Genomic DNA, 15,794 nt, shown 5'->3' on the forward strand with positions numbered 1-15,794 from the left:
CCTCTGGGCGGGCCGACGGCGAAGAACATTTCGCGGTCGGCCCGTCCTGCTAACCGATCGGGTGGTCGCGCCGGGCCAGCTCGATGATGAGCGCCCCGATGTTCCACGCATCGTCGGCGCCACTGTGGTGGCGCCCTTCCAAGGGCAGGCCCGCCACCTCCAACGCCTGCGCCATCCCCGGCCGTTTCCGCAGCTCGAACGCCGCCGTGAACGGCACCTTGGCGTTGGTGTGCCGAGCGCTGAACGGATAGGCCACCCGGCCCGCCGAGCACTGCCGCTCGAACTGCTTGCGGTCGTAATCGCCCCAGCTCGCCCACGCCCGCGAGTCGGAGTGCAGCTCGTCCCGCAGCACGCCGCAGGCATCGGCAAAGCTGATCCCGGCGTCGACCTGAGCCTGGGTGATCCCGGTCAGCTCGGTGCAGAACGCGCTGACGGTGGAGCGCTGCGGCCGCACCATGATGCTGCGCTTGAGCACCCGCTCCCACGCGACCGTGTCGACGACGCAGACGCCGATCTCGATGATCTCGTTCACGGAGCCGGGCGGCGGCATGTCTTTCCAGCAGGTGGCCTCGACGTCGATGACGTTGAGCAGCCGTCCGAACTCTTCCACGCCGGTGACGCTACGGAGCGGATCGATTCAACGCACCCGGATTACGCCGGCTCCCAGACGGAGAGGTCGTGGGCGAAGAGCACCCGCCGAGGATCGAAGGCCGCCAGCCGCTCCATCCACGGCCGATAGTCCGGCAGCGGCTGCCCGACACCGTCCGATGTGGCGAGTCGAGCCAGCTGGCCGCTGCCGTACTGGAACGCGAAATCATGAGCCTGACCAGCGAGGACAACGGTCCCGTCGGGCTGCACCACGGCGAGCGACTGGTGCCCGTCGGTGTGTCCCGGCGTCGGGATGATCCAGACTCCCGGCCAGATTTCGGCCTCGCCGTCGAGCACCTCATAGGTCGCCCCCGCGAAGTCGACCAGCTCATCCAGCGTGTAATCGCCCCGCCGAGCCGTCGCCAGCTCCGTCGCCTGGGTGAAGATCGGCTTACCGGCGAAGCTCGGATTGCCGCCGCAGTGATCGAAGTGCAGGTGGCAGTTGACGATCGCGGCGATCTCGGCCCGCTCGATCCCGGCGGTCGCGAGCGCCGCGTCGAGGGTCCGTCGCCGGGGCCGGTAGTGCTCGTCGACGCTCGGCTCGCTCCCCATCCCGGTGTCGAAGAGGATCAACCCTTCGGGACGCCGGACCAGGTAGCCGAGCACCGGCTCGACACGCGGCTCCGGCCCGCCGGTCTCGCTCGCCGGTCGCACGAAGTAGCCGTAGTCGAGCCGCCTGATGCCGTTCATGCCGTGCATCGTCGCACGATGCTTTGCACAGCGCTTTGCTCTGCTTACACCTGCGCATCACCCGAACTGTCCGGACATTCCCGGTGATGCGCAGGTGTAAGCAGAGCAAAGCGCGGCGCGCGCATTACAGCTCGCCGGGCCCGCCGGCCGGAGCGGGCCGAACCCCGAAGACCCGCGCCACATCCAGCACGCAGAGCACCTCCGGGCCGCGCTCCATCGCAATCTCGCCGGTACGCCGAAAGCCCGCCTTCTCCAGCGCCCGCAGCGACGCCACATTCGCCGGTTCGGGGCTGGCGATGACCGACGAGACCCCCGGTGCCGACGGCAGCACCACGTCCCGCAGATAGGTCCAGATCATCCGCGCACCGAGCCCTCGCCCCGCGCCCACGCCGAGCAGGTAATCGATGCCGATCGCCTCGGGCATCCCCGTGGCCGCCGCGAAGAACGGCTCGTCACCGACCCGGTAACGCTGCATGTATCCGCTCGGCACCCCGTCGACGAGCACGACATCCATCCGCACGTGGTGCCCGTCGTCGATCCGTGGACCGTACCGTTGCGTCGCGGCCGCCAGGTCGAGCTGTCGCGGGAACCACTGCCGAGCGTGCGGTGCCTGCCGCCAGGCCACCAGCGAGGGCAGGTCGTCCCTGGTCAGCGGTCGAAACGAGAGCTGCTCCGAGGGGATCGCCGCTGCCCGGGTCAGGTTCTCCGACACGGTGGCCGGGGCGCATCGGGCGACGGCGTCGTCGAGCGGCAGCCACTCGTACCGATCATGTTCGTGGTCGAGGGTGACCGGGGTGTCGAACGGGACGTCGGCGGTGAAGAGCGCCCACCCGCCGGAGATGTCGACCGGCAGGATCTCCAGGTCGCGCAGGCCGGCCTCCTCCAGGAGCTCGCGTTCCGCGCCGACGAGGACCGGCTCGCCGGGGAAGCGCGCGCCCGACGGCGGCGTCCACGCCCAGTCGCCCTCGTAGGCAGCGCCCTGGACGGCCCGGTGCAGCACCAGGAACGCGCCGTCGGCACGCCGGACGACCACCGAGGACCCGCGTGGTGAGTCCTCGGCGATCGGCAATCCGTCCCAGGTGTGTGTCATCGTCGGAGCCATACCCGGAATGGTGGCACGTCACTCGTACTCGGTGCCGCCCTTGCGGGTCAGGTAGGCGTCGGAGACGAACTTGCCGATGGCGCGCCCGCCGAGCACCGGGCTGTAGCGCTCCGTCGCCGAGCGGACCACGACACCCTCGCGGATGTGCGTGCCGCGCCCCGAGACCGTTTCGACACCACCGGCGAGCTCGATGAGCAGCGCCTCGTCGTAGGGGCCGGTGTAAAGCACTGGCGCGCTCGGCAGGCCGGTCCCGTCGGGCGAGAGCCAGCGCACCTCGCCGTCGATCTCGGCTGCGATGTCGAACGCCGCATAGCCGGGTTCGGACCGCGAAGCGTCGGCGCCGTAAGCGAGGTCCTGCACGCCCTGGCCGTAGACCTCGCCGAAGACGCCGATCCGGGTCGCGCCCAGCGACGATGCCAGCTCGGCGGCGATGACGGCCACCTTGTGCGCGACGATCGCCCGCCAGTAGAGGTTGGTCGCCGCCTCCTTGATCGCGAGGTGCTGCTTGCCGAAGCCCTTCGACGACACGAAGACCTCGCCGGTCTCGACGACATAGGTGAGCAGGCACGCCGTACCGTGGATCTTCTCCGTGGCGATGACCGGCTCACCCGCGGTGAAGATGTCGGGGTAGCGCTTGATGTTCTCGACCTCGACCCATGGCAGCAGCTCGGGTGCGGGCGTGATGTCGCCGGACATGTGCACCGGGATCGGTGGCACCCACTTGGTGATGCCGAGGCGCTCCGCGAAGTCGGTGCCGGGCTCGACCTCGGCGAGGTCCAGCTCGGCGAGCTCCGCCGGTCGGCAGACGATGCCCTGGGAGAGCTCGCCGCGCAGGCGGACCGCCTTGACCCGGTCGTGTGCCGGTCCGGCGAGCTTGCCGGTGAGCCCCAGCTCCTCGATGAGCGCCTCGGGCAGCACCGCGCCCTCCGGGATGTAGATCGCGTGGTCGCCGGTCTGGAAGGCTCCCTTCGCCACGACTGCGCGGAAGAGTCCGACCTGGGCGAGTTCCAGGGCGTCCGCGTTGTGGTGGGGGTGGATGACCAGGCGTTCCGCAGTGACCTTGAGGGTGGACATGCGGGAGACCCTAGAGGCTGCCGTAGTCTTCCTGCCATGCGTTATCTGATCCTTCCGCCACCAGCCCGCTGACGCGGGCGGCGTCTGCGCACTCTCCACTGCCTGGCTGAGCCCGGTGGTGAGGTCGTCGTTGCCCGCATGACCTGCGGACATGTCGGCTTCCACTATGGAGAGATAACAATGAAGGGTGAAGCTGCGCCGTACGGGCGCGGTCTGTTCTTTGTCGCGGCCGCGGCAACCGCGTGGGGTACGGGCGGCGCCGTCGCCGCCGTCCTCTACCGCACCAGCGGCCTGGGCCCCGTGGCGGTGTCGTTCTGGCGCCTGGTCCTCGGCATCACCGTCCTGCTGATCGTGGCGAGAATCGCCGGCGGACAGCGTGACGACACGAGGCTGACCAGCACGATCGTGCTCGGAATCGGTCTGGCGGTCTATCAGACCGCCTACTACGGCGCGATCGCGCACGTCGGCCTCGCCATAGCCACCGTCGTCACGTTGGGCGCGGGACCGGTACTCGTGGCGGTCTCGGCACGGTGGTTCCTCGCCGAGTCCCTCACGACCCGCAAGCTGCTCGCCGTCGGCGGTTCGGTGGTCGGCCTGATCCTGCTGGTGGGGGCCCCCGCCGGGGTCGGTGCCAACCCGGCACTCGGCGTGGTTCTGGCCCTCACCTCCGCGGCCGGGTACGCCATGGTCACCGTCTACGGCCGCAGGGTCGGCGGCGACCTCGCCAACGGCACGGCGGCGGCTTTCGTCGTGGCGGCGATCTGCGTCCTGCCCCTGGCCCTGGTCGAGGGCCTGCTGCCGCACCTGGCCGGCCTGGGCTCCACGACCGGCTGGCTGATCTACCTCGGTGCCGTGCCCACCGCTCTCGCGTACCGCCTCTTCTTCGCCGGCCTGGCGGTCGTCCCGGCAACGGTCACCGCGGTGGTGACCCTGGTGGAACCGGTGGCGGCCACGGTGATCGCCGTAGCCCTCCTGGGCGAGCACCTGGCCCCGCTGTCCCTGGTGGGTGCGGCCCTGATGCTCGCGGCGGTCACCCTCCTGACCCGCGAATAGCCGCACCGCAAAGGCGCAACTCTTCAAGAGTTGGTCCTCTGGCCGCCAAGGCCATGGGACCAACTCTTGAAGAGTTGCGCCGGAACCGGAACCCAGCCCGCCCAGGGGCCCGAGCCGCCCAAAGGGCGTTCCCCCTTCGAGTGCACTCCACAGTCAAGTTCCGGCAGGCAGGAGCCGGTCGCGAGCCGTTCACCAGGGAAGAGAGTAACTAGATTGTTATTAGTTACTGAGACTCACGTGATGCACCAACTGGGAGCGGCGTATTAGTCTGCGCCAGTGACTCGATACGTCGTCATCGGTGGTGGGATCGTCGGCCTGGCCGTCGCCCGCCAGCTCCTGCTCGACCACCCGGATGACCAGGTGACGGTCCTGGAGAAGGAGGACCGCCCCGGCCGGCACCAGACCGGCCACAACTCGGGCGTCATCCACGCCGGGGTCTACTACAAGGCCGGCAGCCTCAAGGCGACGCTGTGCAAGGCGGGTGCCGCCTCGATGGTCGAGTTCTGCACCGAGCACGCCGTTCCCTTCAAGATCACGGGGAAGCTCATCGTCGCCACCGACGAGTCGCAGCTCGGCCGCCTGCGCGACCTGCAGCAGCGCGCTCTCGACAACGGCCTGCCCGTGCGCATGCTCAGCCGCCACGAGGCGAAGGAGTTCGAGCCGCACGTCTCCTGCGTCGCGGCGATGCACGTCGCCTCGACCGGCATCGTCGACTACGGCCAGGTCACGACGGTGCTCGCCCGGCTCTTCGGCGAGCTCGGCGGTGACCTGCGGCTCGGCGCCAAGGTCACGGGCATCGCGGACGATGTCGTGGAGACCACCGCCGGCGACTTCCCGGCCGACGTCCTGATCAATTGCGCCGGTCTCTACGCTGACAAGATCGCAATTCTCGCGGGGGTACGCCCACCCGCCCGCATCGTGCCGTTCCGCGGTGAGTACGCCCAGCTCCGCGCCGACCGGACGGATCTCGTCAAGGGCCTGATCTACCCCGTCCCGGACCCGCGCTTCCCGTTCCTCGGCGTGCACCTCACCAAGATGATCGACGGCAGTGTCCACGCCGGACCCAACGCGGTGCTGGCGCTCGCCCGCGAGGGCTATTCGTGGCGTGACGTCAACGTCAAGGAGTTCGCCGCCACCGCCACCTATCCCGGCCTGCTGCGGCTCGCCCGGCGCAACCTGCGGTACGGCCTGTCCGAGATGGCCCGGTCGCTCTCCGCCCGGCGCTTCGCCGAGAGCGTCGCCGAGCTGATGCCCGAGATCACCCAGGCCGATCTGGAGCCCGGCGGTGCCGGGGTCCGCGCCCAGGCGATCAAGCCGGACGGCAGCCTCGTCGACGACTTCCTGATCGTGCGCACCGGTCGCCAGGTGCACGTGCTCAACGCGCCCTCACCTGCGGCGACGAGTTCCCTGGAGATCGCCAAGCACATCGTTGCCGACCTGCCGATCCCCTCGTGACGCGGGTAGGCTGCCGGGAATGAAGCTCGGGTTCGCGCTGCCGGTCGCCGGCTCTTGGGCCACGCCGGATCGCCTGCGGCACATCGCCTGGAAGGCCGAGGACCACGGCTACGCCAGCCTCTGGACCTTCCAGCGCATCCTCGCCAGCGACGGCATGGGCGAGCGGCTGGGCGACCATTACCGCAGCGTGATGGACCCGCTGGCGCCGCTCGCCTTCGTGGCCGCCGCGACCACCCGGATCCGGCTCGGCGTCGCGGTGATCAACCTGCCGTTCATCGCGCCCACGGTGCTCGCCAAGCAGCTCGCCACGCTCGACGTGCTCTCGGGCGGCCGGGTCGACACCGGGCTCGGGGTGGGCTGGTCGGCCGACGAGTTCACCGCCACCGGCGCCTCGATGGCCGATCGCGGTGCCCGCGCCGAGGAATACCTCACCGTCCTGCGCAACCTCTTCGGTCCGGATCCGGTCGAGCACGACGGCCGTTTCTACACCGTGCCCCAGGGCTCGTTCGGGCCCAAGCCGATCCAGCGGCCGATGCCGCTGCTGCTCGGCGGTGGGGCGCCGTCGGTGCTGCGCCGGATCGGACGCCGGGCCGAGGGCTGGGTGAGCGGCAGCTCCGCTGATCTCACCTCGATCGGTGAGGCGATCCCGGTGGTCCGTGCCGCCGCGGTCGAGGCCGGGCGGGATCCCGACGCGCTGCGGTTCGTCTGCCGGGGCGGGGTGCGGCTGCGGCAGGGCGGCGCGACCGACCGGCGGCCCTTCACCGGCAACCTCGACGAGATCCATGATGACCTGCACCGGATCGCCCGGCTGGGTGTCAGCGAGTTCTTCTTCGATCTCAACTTCGACCCGCGCATCGGTTCGCCGAAGGCCGATCCGGACGCCTCGATGGAGGTCGCCGAGGAGATCCTCGCCGCGTTCGGCAACCACGAGATCCGCCTCTGACGCCCGCACCCCGAGGCCCGAGCCGAGTTGAGACGGTCGCCACAGTGCGCGTAGGTTGGCCCCTGGCGTGACCGGGGAGGGTGCGGAGATGATGCGGCGATGGTTGAGCGCGGCGGCGATCGTCGTCGCGTTGGCCGGATGCGATGTGCAGGCGGACGCGAGCGTGCCCGAGCCGCCGCTGGAGCCCGCCGCGAAGGCGGGTGGTGCGTGCGAGCTCCTCGACTTCGAGCTGCTGCAGCACATGCTGGGTGCGCGCTACGCGGTCGCGGCGTCGGCCGGGCAGGACACGACGATGACCTGCGTCGCGCGGACCGCCGATGATCCCTACCCCGAGGTGACGCTCGCGGTCGCGCCGTCGATCGCCGATGTCGCGGTCTTCAAGGCCAAGGTTCAGCCGAAGGGCTCGATCGTGGTGGAGGGGCTCGGCAAGGTCGCCTACCGGGCGGAGCTGCCGGCCGCCGACGGCACCGGACCGGCGCTGGAGGTCGGCTGGCTCGCGGCGAACGCCCGGCTGCTCTGGTTGCGGGTCACCGTGCCGAGCGGAGCCAGCGCGGGTGAGCTGGGCCTGCGCCTCGTCGTGCTGGCGCAGGAGATCGACAAGGTCAAGCCCGCCGCCAAATGAGTCGTGGGCGCCCCGGGGACAGCCCCAGAACGCCCACGACGCAAGACGCCGGATCAGCGTGCGGTGACGAAGACCCGCGAGGCGACCTCGCGGGGCAGCCGGACGCTCTCGCCGGCCAGGTCGATGGTGACGCCGTCGCGCTCCTGGGCCACCGTGACGGTGGCACCGGGGTCGACGCCCGCGGCGTGGAGCTGGCGGAGCACATCGGAGTCGGTCTGGACGCTCTCGCAGATCCGTCGCACGACGACGGAGCCGGCGAGGCCGGGGAAGGCGAGGTTGCGCTCGGACTCGCTCGACGGCGACGGCGGCGCGGTGTCGAGCGCCTCCAGGCCCGGGATCGGGTTGCCGTAGGGCGAGCGCGTGGGCCGGTGCAGCAGCTCGTAGACCCTCTTCTCGACGGCGTCGCTCATCACGTGCTCCCAGCGGCAGGCCTCCTCGTGGGCCTCCTCGTAGGGCATGCCGATCACGTTGACGAGCAGCAGCTCGGCGAGGCGGTGCTTGCGCATGACGGCGACCGCGTGCGAGCGGCCGAGGTCGGTCAGCTGCAGGTGCCGGTCACCCTCGACGACGTTGAGCAGGCCGTCGCGCTCCATCCTGGCGACCGTCTGGCTGACGGTGGGTCCGCTCTGGTGCAGGCGTTCGGCGATGCGGGCGCGCAGCGGTGCCACGCCCTCCTCCTCAAGCTCGAGGATGGTGCGTAGATACATCTCGGTGGTGTCAACCAAATCGTTCATAATGCGAGAAACCCCTCCGCAGGTTGAGATGAAGTCTAGCCGTTACGACCGGCGGTCGCGGACTCGCAGAGCACAGCTGAGATAACGTAATGTGACAACGTGTCATCGTAATGGCGGCGTTGATCCCGGCAGTGTCGGTGAACTGCCGGAAGCCGGCTCGGACGCTCGTGCGGTGGAGTTACGAAGGCACCGATGCCAGCGAGTTCGCCATTGCCGAGACAGCACGAGCTTACGGGGTCGACGCAGACGTAACGTCCCTGGCCGAGTCGGCATTCCTGCGGGTGTGGGACAGAATGGTCGGGTGAGTCCTCTGGTGACGCCCGCCGAGCTGTCGGCACTGCTCAACGATGGTGATGTGACCCTGCTCGACGTGCGGTGGCGGCTGATGGGCCCGCCGGGACGCGACGACTACGACACCGGGCACCTCCCGGGCGCGGTCTTCGTCGATCTCGACGCCGACCTCTGCGGGCCGCCCGGCGCCGGTGGCCGCCACCCGCTGCCCGCCGTGCCGCAGCTGCAGTCGGCGCTGCGCCGGGCCGGTGTCCGTGCCGACCGGCCCGTCGTCGTCTACGACCTCGGCGACGGGCTCTCGGCCGCCCGGGCCTGGTGGACGCTGCGCTGGGCCGGGCACCCGGACGTACGCGTCCTCGACGGCGGCTTCGCGGCCTGGACGGGTGAGGTGACCAAGGACGTGCCCGAGGCGGACCCCGGCGACTTCACCGTCGTGCCGGGCGGGATGCCCACGGTCGTCGCCGACGATCTGCCGGAGCTCGACGGCACCCTGATCGACGTCCGAGCACCGGAGCGCTACCGGGGCGAGGTCGAGCCCATCGACCCGGTCGCCGGGCACATCCCCGGCGCCGTCAACGCGCCGACCGCGGACAACCTGGCCGACGGCCGCTTCCGGGCCGCCACCGAGCTGCGCGAACGCTTCGCGGGCATCGCACCCCGAGCCGCCGCCGTCTACTGCGGCAGCGGCGTCACCGCAGCACACACGATCCTCGCGATGCACGTCGCGGGGCGCACCGGCGACGCGCTCTACGTCGGATCCTGGAGCGACTGGATCACCGACCCGTCCCGCCCGATCGAGACCGGTGATGCGGCGTGAAGAGCCTGGTCCTCTGGGACGAGGCGATGCTCGGCTACGACATGGGCGAGCACCCCCTCGACCCGGTCCGGCTGGAGCTGACGATCGCGCTCGCCCGGGCGTTCGGCGTGCTCGACCGGCCCGGCGTGACGGTCCGGGGTCCGATCCCGGCCACCGACGCGGAGCTGCTCACCTGCCACCGCGCCGATTACCTGGCGGCGGTCCGGGCCGCGCCGGAGGATCCGTTCTTCCGGGGGTACGGGCTCAACACCTCCGACAACCCGGTCTTCGACAACATGCACGAGGTGAGCGCCCTGATCAGCGGCGCGACGCTGATGGCGACCCGCGCGGTCTGGTCCGGCGAGGTCGACCGCGCCGTCAACATCGCCGGTGGCCTGCACCACGCGATGCCCGCCCGCGCGTCGGGATTCTGCGTCTACAACGACCCGGCGATCGCGATCGCCGACCTGCTCGCGTCCGGTGCCGAGCGGGTCGCCTACGTGGACATCGACGTGCACCACGGCGACGGGGTGCAGCAGATCTTCTGGGACGACCCCCGGGTGCTCACGATCAGCCTGCACGAGTCGCCGATCTCGCTCTTCCCCGGCACCGGCTTCGCCGAGGAGGTCGGCGGTCCGGGCGCGCAGGGCACGGCGGTCAACATCGCCCTCCCGGCCGGGACGAATGATCTGGGCTGGCTGCAGGCCTTCCATGCCGTGGTGCCGAGCGTACTGCGGGCGTTTCGACCACAGCTGCTCTTCACCCAGTGCGGTGCGGACAGCCACCGGCTCGATCCCCTCGCCAACCTGCGGCTCACCGTCGACGGTCAGCGGGCGGCGCACCTGGCCCTGCGGGACCTCGCGACGGAGCTCTGCGAGGGGAAGTGGGTGGCCTCCGGCGGCGGCGGATACGCCCTGGTCGAGGCCGTTCCCCGGACGTGGACGCACCTGCTCGCCGCGATCACGGGCGAGCCGCTGGACCCGATGACCCCGATCCCGCCGGAGTGGATGAAGCTCGCCCTGTCGAGACGCCCCGGTGTTGTGGTGCCGCAGCGGATGACCGATGACGGCTTCACGGCGTACACCCCCTGGGAGCCCGGTGGGACGACGCCGCTGGACCGGGCGATCATGGCGACACGCAAGGCGGTCTTCCCCCTGCACGGCCTGGACCCGCACGACCCGAGGGACTGACCCGATGGGCCGCGACGCGGACGTGCTGCTCGCCGACGGTTCGACTGTCCACATGCGCCAGATCGAGCCGTCGGACGCGGACGCGATCGTGGCGATGCACGGGCGCTTCTCCGACCGCACGCGCTACCTGCGCTACTTCTCGCCCTACCCGCGCATCCCGCAGCGCGACCTGGACCGCTTCGTCACCGTCGACCACGCCGACCGCGAGGCGCTCATCATCGAGGTCGGCGACGAGATCATCGCGGTGGGCCGCTACGAGCGGCTCGGCCCGGACAGCGAGGAGGCCGAGGTCGCCTTCGTCGTCGCCGACGCCCACCAGGGCCGGGGCATCGGCTCGGTGCTGCTGGAGCACCTCGCCGCAGCAGCGGGGCCCGCCGGGATCAAGCGCTTCGTCGCCGAGGTGCTGCCGGTCAACGGCACCATGGTCCGCGTCTTCAGCGACGCCGGATACCAGGTGACCAGGGAATACGCCGACGGCGTCGTGCACCTGACCTTCCCCATCGCGCCCACCGAGCGCTCGCTCGGCGTGCAGCAGGAGCGCGAGCACCGCACCGAGGCGGCGTCGATCGCGCGGCTGCTGCACCCGCGCGGCATCGTCGTCTACGGCGCGAGCGCCACGGGCCGCGGTCCCGGCGCGGCCGTCCTGCGCCATCTCCGGGAGGGTGGGTACGCCGGCCACCTGCACGTCGTGCACCCCAGCGCCACCGTGATCGCCGGCCTGCCGGTGCTCCGATCGGCGGCCGACGCCCCCGACCCGGTGGACCTCGCCATCGTCGCCGTCCCCGTCGCCGGTGTGCCCGCGGTCGTCGCCGACGCGGCGAAGGGCGGCTGCCACGGCGTGCTCGTCATCACGGCCGGATACGCCGAGGTCGGCGCGGTCGGTGCCGCCGCACAGGACGACCTGGTCCGCCAGGTGCGCGCGGCCGGGCTGCGCCTGATCGGGCCCGGCAGCCTCGGCGTGGCGCACCGCGCGGTGGACCTCAACGCGACCCTGTCACCGCAGCTCCCCGAGCCCGGGCGGGTCGCCTGCTTCGCCCAGTCGGGCACGCTCGCCCTGGTCCTGCTCGCCGAGCTGCAGGCCCGTCGGCTGGGCCTGTCGAGCGTCGTCTCCGTCGGCAACCGGGCCGACGTCTCCGGCAACGACCTGCTGCAGTTCTGGCGCGACGACCCGGCGACCGACGTGATCCTCATGTACCTGGAGACCTTCGGCAACCCCCGCAAATTCTCCCGGCTCGCCCGGACCGTCGGGCGCACCAAACCGATCGTCGCGCTCGCCGCCCCGTCGCGGGGCCCGGGCCTGCGCAACGGTCCCGACCAGGCGGCGATGGCCGCGCTCGTGGCGCACTCCGGTGTCATCACCGTCAACACCGTCGCCGAGCTCGCCGATGTCGGGCTCCTCCTTGCCGGGCAGCCGCTGCCCGCCGGGCGACGGGTCGGCATCGTCACCAACTCGGCGGCCCTGGGAGCCCTGGCGACCGCGAGCGTCACCGGCGCCGGGCTCGTCCCCGCCGAGGTGGAGGTGCTCTCGACCGCCGTCGGTGCCGCCGCCTTCGCCGTCCGGCTCGCCGCGATGCTCGCCGACGCCGAGACGGATTCGCTCGTCGTGGTGCTCGCCCCGCCGCTGCCGACCGGTGCCGTGCGCGCCGACGACACCGGGCTCGCCGACTTCGCCACCGCGCTGACCAGCGTCGCGGCAGCCGGGGAGAAACCCGTGGTCGCCGCCTTCATGGTCGGTCCGCCCCCGACCGGTGTGCCCGCCTATCGCTCCGTCGAGGAGGCGGTGCGGGCACTCGCCAAGGTGTGCGGGTACGCCGACTGGCTGCGTACCCCCCTGGGTGTGCTGCCCGTGCTCGACGTGGCGCAGGTGAAGGGCCGGGCCGCGATCCGGCGGGGTGATCCGGTCGGGGCGCTCGCCGCCTATGGCGTGGACGTGGTGACGTCGGTGGTCGTCGAGTCCGCCGACGACGCGCAGCAGATCGCGGCCGAGCTGGGGCTGCCGGTCGCGATGAAGGTCTTCGGGCACCGCAACCGGCTCGATCTCGGTGCCGTGCGGCTCGACCTGCGGGAGCTCGACGACGTGTCGCGGGCCTATCGCGAACTGGTGGAGCTCTTCGGCGCCGAGGCGGAGGTGCTGGTGCAGCCGATGGTGGCGCCCGGCGTGGCCTGCGTGGTCGAGGTCGTCGACGATCCGGCGTTCGGACCGGTGATCGGGTTCGGGCTGGGCGGCGTAGCGGCCGAGCTCTTCGGCGACCGGGCTTGGCGGGCGGTGCCGCTCACCGATTTCGACGCGTCGGGGCTGGTCCGGGCGCCGCGCGGGTCCGAGCTGCTGCGTGGTTACCGCGGCGCGCCCGAGGTGGACCTCGGCCGGATGGAGCAGCTGCTGCTGCGGGTCGCCCAGCTCGCCGACGACGTCCCGGAGCTGGGTCGCCTCGTGCTGGATCCGGTACTGGCGAGGCCCGACGGCTTCTCGGTCCTGCACGTGGAGTTCACGCCCGCGACCAGCCAGGCTCAGCGCCCCGACACCGGCCCGCGCCGCCTCCGCCCGGCCTAGCCCGCACGCTTCGCGCCAAGATCGCCGCAACTCTTCAAGAGTTGCGGCGATCTCGGCATGCTTTCGGTGTAGATACGGCGAAAGACCGCCGCGACCAGCGGCGGTCTTTCGGGGATGGCAGGTCAGCTCGCGTAAGCGACCAGGCGCTGGATGCGCTCGGGTTGGCGGAGCTTGAGCAGCGTGGTCTTCTCGATCTGGCGGATGCGCTCGCGCGACAGCCCGAACTCCTTGCCGACCTCGTCGAGGGTGCGCTGGCGGCCGTCGTCGAGGCCGAAGCGCAGCCGGATCACGGCCTGCTCGCGCTGCGAGAGGGTCGCGAGCACGACCGCCACCTCGCCGCGAAGCTGGCCGAGCGCGACGCTCTCCTCGGTGCGGGGCGCGGCCGAGGCGACGAAGTCACCCAGCGCGCTCTCGCCGTCGTCGCCGACCGCCTGGTCGAGGCTGACCGGCTCGCGGTCGTAGGAGATCAGTTCGATCACCTGGTATTCGGGGATGTCGAGCGCCGCGGCGAGCTGGCTGATCGACGGCTCACGGCCGATGGTGGCCGCGAGATCCCGACGGGTACGCACCATCCGGTTGACCTGCTCGACCATGTGCACCGGGATGCGGATGGTGCGGGCCTGGTCGGCCATGGCTCGGGTGATGGCTTGTCGGATCCACCAGGTGGCGTAGGTGGAGAATTTGTAGCCCTTGGTGTAGTCGAATTTTTCGACGGCGCGGATGAGGCCGAGGTTGCCTTCCTGGATGAGGTCCAGGAAGGCCATGCCGCGACCCGTGTAGCGCTTCGCGATGCTGACGACCAGCCGGAGGTTCGCCTCCAGCAGGTGGTTCTTCGCGACGCGGCCCTCCTGCACGACGACCCGGAGGTCGGCGTCGGTCGAGCCCAGCTCGATGAGGTGCTCGGCCAGCAGGCCGGCCTCGATCCGCTTGGCCAGCAGGACCTCCTGCTCGGCGGTGAGCAGCTTGGTGCGGCCGATTGCGTTGAGATATGCCCTAACCAGGTCCGATGAGACACCGCGCTCGTCGACCGCGTCAAGGTCGTGTTCTACCGCTTCGGTGATGTCTGTCCCCGTGGTCATGTCGTTCCTCCCCGCCCGCTGTGTGTGTAATGAGAGTGCCGGTCCGTCGGTGAAGTGACGGTGAGGTCAGCTCACGTCTTGTGTCGGGTGCCCTACTCTGGGACGGGGCCGGGATTCGGCCCGGCCAGGGGAGGCGTCAGTGGTGTTTGAGCGGCTCAAGCAGGTTTTCGGTGCCGGTGGACCGAGCGTCGCGACGACGCTGACGACGGTGAAAGCCCAGCCTGGCGGTCCGGTGAGTGGCGTGGTTCACGTCATCGGCGGGAGTCGACCTGTCACGATCTCCCAGATCGCGGTCGCCCTCTCCGCCAAGGTCTGCGTCGAGGGCGAGGACATCGCGACCGCCAGCCACGTCACCGTGGCGAAGGAGGCTGTGACCGGCTCTTTCGCGCTCGCACCGGGGGAGGAGCGGGACTTCCCGTTCCGCTATACGCTGCCGTTCGAGACGCCGCTCACCACGGTCGACGGGCGCGACTTCGCCGATGTCGAGCTGGGTTTGCGTACGGAGCTCGCGGTCGCACTCGCCTTCGACAGCTCCGACCTCGATCCGATCAAGGTCGAGCCGCTGCCGGGGCAGGCCGCGATCCTCAAGGCATTCGCCGACCTGGGCTTCTCCCTGATCCGCTCCGATGTGGAGCGTGGGCAGATCCGGGGCGTCAACCAGGCGCTCCCGTTCTACCAGGAGATCGAGTTCCACCCGGCACCCAAGTTCGCCGCCGCGATCAACAAGGTCGAGGTCACCTTCCTCGCCTCGTCGCTCACGACCCAGGTGATCCTGGAGCTCGATCGGCGCGGCGGGCTCGTCGGCGGCCGGGACATCTTCGGCCGCTTCGTCGTCGACCACCAGGACATCGCGCGGATCGACTGGAAGGGCCAGCTCGACGACTGGATCATGGAATCCTGCCGTCGGCAGGGGCTACGCCCCTTCTAGCACCGGCCCCAGCTCGCCCGGTTCGTCCGGCTCGACGGCTCGTGCGCCGTCGCGGAACGAGGAGATGATGTTGCCGACGGCCACGACGATCAGCAGGCCCAGGGCGAGCCAGAAGCCGTAACGGAAGATCATGTCGATGCCGCTGTCGCCGGGAGCGGCGCCGACCGACCTGAGGGCGGTCTCCTCGATGAGGCTCGCCGCTCTGACCTCGGTCAGCACCAGTGCCAGGGCGGCGAGCAGGGCGGCGAGTGCGGTGAGCCGGTGGCGCAGCCGGGCCCACGGCAGCACGCCGGCGATCAGCCCCAGGACGAGCAGGCCGACGGTGACGGCGGCACCCTTCTGCGCCGGCAACGGGTCGATGGCGCCGTTCATCGGCGAGGAGGTGGCGTCGTCGTCCACGATCTCCTTCGTCTCGCCCTGCACGCGCGTGTCCGGGTACCGCATGTCCGGCGCGCCGCCCAGCAGCAGGTCCGTGCCGGTATAGGTACCGCTGATCTCCACGGATTCACCGACGGGTGCACCGGTCTCCGGCCCGGCGCTGCAGCTGGCGGTCACGAAGGGCAGCAGGAAGCAGAGTCCGATCAGCACGAAGCCGGTCGGGCTGAGCAGACGGCGGAGCAGCAGCACCACGAACCCCC

At 70.8% G+C, this 15,794-nt stretch carries 15 protein-coding genes; 8 read left to right on the forward strand and 7 right to left on the reverse strand.

All coding sequences use genetic code 11. From position 1 onward, the window contains the following. Positions 1 to 49: 49 nt before the first annotated feature. From F4553_RS28440 to F4553_RS28455, 4 genes are all read right to left on the reverse strand, one after another. Positions 50 to 610 carry a 3'-5' exonuclease gene (locus F4553_RS28440; RefSeq protein WP_184841850.1) on the reverse strand — a complete coding sequence of 187 codons (561 nt, stop codon included), beginning with the start codon at positions 608 to 610 and terminating at the stop codon, positions 50 to 52. Between the two features lie 41 nt (positions 611 to 651). Further along, positions 652 to 1,338: an N-acyl homoserine lactonase family protein gene (locus F4553_RS28445; RefSeq protein WP_246467499.1), complete on the reverse strand. Its 687-nt coding sequence runs from the start codon at positions 1,336 to 1,338 to the stop codon at positions 652 to 654. Positions 1,339 to 1,462: 124 nt separating this feature from the next. Beyond that, positions 1,463 to 2,428, reverse strand: coding sequence for a GNAT family N-acetyltransferase (locus F4553_RS28450; RefSeq protein WP_221470518.1), 966 nt, complete (start codon positions 2,426 to 2,428; stop codon positions 1,463 to 1,465). 30 nt (positions 2,429 to 2,458) lie between these two features. Continuing rightward, entirely contained in the window at positions 2,459 to 3,514 is a 1,056-nt protein-coding gene (locus F4553_RS28455) for an RNA ligase (ATP) (protein ID WP_184841856.1), read from the reverse strand. Between the two features lie 180 nt (positions 3,515 to 3,694). On the opposite strand from F4553_RS28455, the gene F4553_RS28460 reads away from it, so the two are divergent. From F4553_RS28460 to F4553_RS28475, 4 genes are all read left to right on the forward strand, one after another. Further along, a complete protein-coding gene (locus F4553_RS28460; protein ID WP_184841858.1) occupies positions 3,695 to 4,567 on the forward strand; it encodes an EamA family transporter in 873 nt (290 codons plus the stop codon). Between the two features lie 276 nt (positions 4,568 to 4,843). Next, positions 4,844 to 6,022 carry an L-2-hydroxyglutarate dehydrogenase gene (lhgD, locus tag F4553_RS28465; RefSeq protein WP_184841860.1) on the forward strand — a complete coding sequence of 393 codons (1,179 nt, stop codon included), beginning with the start codon at positions 4,844 to 4,846 and terminating at the stop codon, positions 6,020 to 6,022. 19 nt (positions 6,023 to 6,041) lie between these two features. Then, positions 6,042 to 6,965 (forward strand): TIGR03619 family F420-dependent LLM class oxidoreductase, encoded by a 924-nt coding sequence (locus tag F4553_RS28470; RefSeq protein WP_184841862.1) that lies wholly within the window; start codon positions 6,042 to 6,044, stop codon positions 6,963 to 6,965. 67 nt (positions 6,966 to 7,032) lie between these two features. Next, positions 7,033 to 7,587, forward strand: a complete 555-nt coding sequence (locus F4553_RS28475; RefSeq protein WP_221470519.1) for a hypothetical protein — start codon at positions 7,033 to 7,035, stop codon at positions 7,585 to 7,587. A gap of 53 nt (positions 7,588 to 7,640) precedes the next feature. On the opposite strand, the gene F4553_RS28480 is transcribed toward F4553_RS28475, so the two are convergent. After that, positions 7,641 to 8,321, reverse strand: coding sequence for an iron-dependent transcriptional repressor DtxR (locus F4553_RS28480; RefSeq protein ID WP_184841866.1), 681 nt, complete (start codon positions 8,319 to 8,321; stop codon positions 7,641 to 7,643). Between the two features lie 301 nt (positions 8,322 to 8,622). Here F4553_RS28480 and F4553_RS28485 point away from each other — a divergent pair, with 301 nt between their 5' ends. From F4553_RS28485 to F4553_RS28495, 3 genes are read left to right on the forward strand one after another with little or no spacing between them, the layout of a single operon-like run. Then, on the forward strand, positions 8,623 to 9,429 hold the full coding sequence (locus tag F4553_RS28485; RefSeq protein WP_184841868.1) for a sulfurtransferase: 807 nt from the start codon (positions 8,623 to 8,625) through the stop codon (positions 9,427 to 9,429). A gap of 26 nt (positions 9,430 to 9,455) precedes the next feature. Continuing rightward, positions 9,456 to 10,598 carry an acetoin utilization protein AcuC gene (locus F4553_RS28490; protein WP_184847027.1) on the forward strand — a complete coding sequence of 381 codons (1,143 nt, stop codon included), beginning with the start codon at positions 9,456 to 9,458 and terminating at the stop codon, positions 10,596 to 10,598. Between the two features lie 4 nt (positions 10,599 to 10,602). Then, complete coding sequence (locus F4553_RS28495; RefSeq protein WP_184841870.1) at positions 10,603 to 13,149, forward strand: bifunctional acetate--CoA ligase family protein/GNAT family N-acetyltransferase; 2,547 nt, start codon at positions 10,603 to 10,605, stop codon at positions 13,147 to 13,149. Positions 13,150 to 13,271: 122 nt separating this feature from the next. Here the strand turns inward: F4553_RS28495 and sigB are convergent, their stop codons facing one another. Continuing rightward, entirely contained in the window at positions 13,272 to 14,228 is a 957-nt protein-coding gene (sigB, locus tag F4553_RS28500; protein WP_184841872.1) for an RNA polymerase sigma factor SigB, read from the reverse strand. 139 nt (positions 14,229 to 14,367) lie between these two features. Between sigB and F4553_RS28505 the strand changes: the two genes are divergently transcribed. Continuing rightward, positions 14,368 to 15,156, forward strand: a complete 789-nt coding sequence (locus tag F4553_RS28505) for a sporulation protein (protein ID WP_184841874.1) — start codon at positions 14,368 to 14,370, stop codon at positions 15,154 to 15,156. On the opposite strand, the gene F4553_RS28510 is transcribed toward F4553_RS28505, so the two are convergent. Next, positions 15,142 to 15,786 (reverse strand): hypothetical protein, encoded by a 645-nt coding sequence (locus F4553_RS28510; RefSeq protein ID WP_184841876.1) that lies wholly within the window; start codon positions 15,784 to 15,786, stop codon positions 15,142 to 15,144. The genes F4553_RS28505 and F4553_RS28510 overlap by 15 nt on opposite strands. Positions 15,787 to 15,794: the final 8 nt, after the last annotated feature.

Origin of the sequence: Allocatelliglobosispora scoriae (genome assembly GCF_014204945.1) — a bacterium.
GTDB lineage: Bacteria > Actinomycetota > Actinomycetes > Mycobacteriales > Micromonosporaceae > Allocatelliglobosispora > Allocatelliglobosispora scoriae.

Excerpts from the sequence above, each read along its gene's own strand:
- F4553_RS28445 (WP_246467499.1), bottom strand. The coding sequence starts at position 1,338 with ATGAACGGCATCAGGCGGCTCGACTACGGCTACTTCGTGCGACCGGCG.
- F4553_RS28450 (WP_221470518.1), bottom strand. The coding sequence starts at position 2,428 with ATGACACACACCTGGGACGGATTGCCGATCGCCGAGGACTCACCACGC.
- F4553_RS28455 (WP_184841856.1), bottom strand. The coding sequence starts at position 3,514 with ATGTCCACCCTCAAGGTCACTGCGGAACGCCTGGTCATCCACCCCCAC.
- F4553_RS28460 (WP_184841858.1), top strand. The coding sequence starts at position 3,695 with ATGAAGGGTGAAGCTGCGCCGTACGGGCGCGGTCTGTTCTTTGTCGCG.
- F4553_RS28470 (WP_184841862.1), top strand. The coding sequence starts at position 6,042 with ATGAAGCTCGGGTTCGCGCTGCCGGTCGCCGGCTCTTGGGCCACGCCG.
- F4553_RS28480 (WP_184841866.1), bottom strand. The coding sequence starts at position 8,321 with ATGAACGATTTGGTTGACACCACCGAGATGTATCTACGCACCATCCTC.
- F4553_RS28490 (WP_184847027.1), top strand. The coding sequence starts at position 9,456 with ATGCTCGGCTACGACATGGGCGAGCACCCCCTCGACCCGGTCCGGCTG.
- F4553_RS28495 (WP_184841870.1), top strand. The coding sequence starts at position 10,603 with ATGGGCCGCGACGCGGACGTGCTGCTCGCCGACGGTTCGACTGTCCAC.
- sigB (WP_184841872.1), bottom strand. The coding sequence starts at position 14,228 with ATGACCACGGGGACAGACATCACCGAAGCGGTAGAACACGACCTTGAC.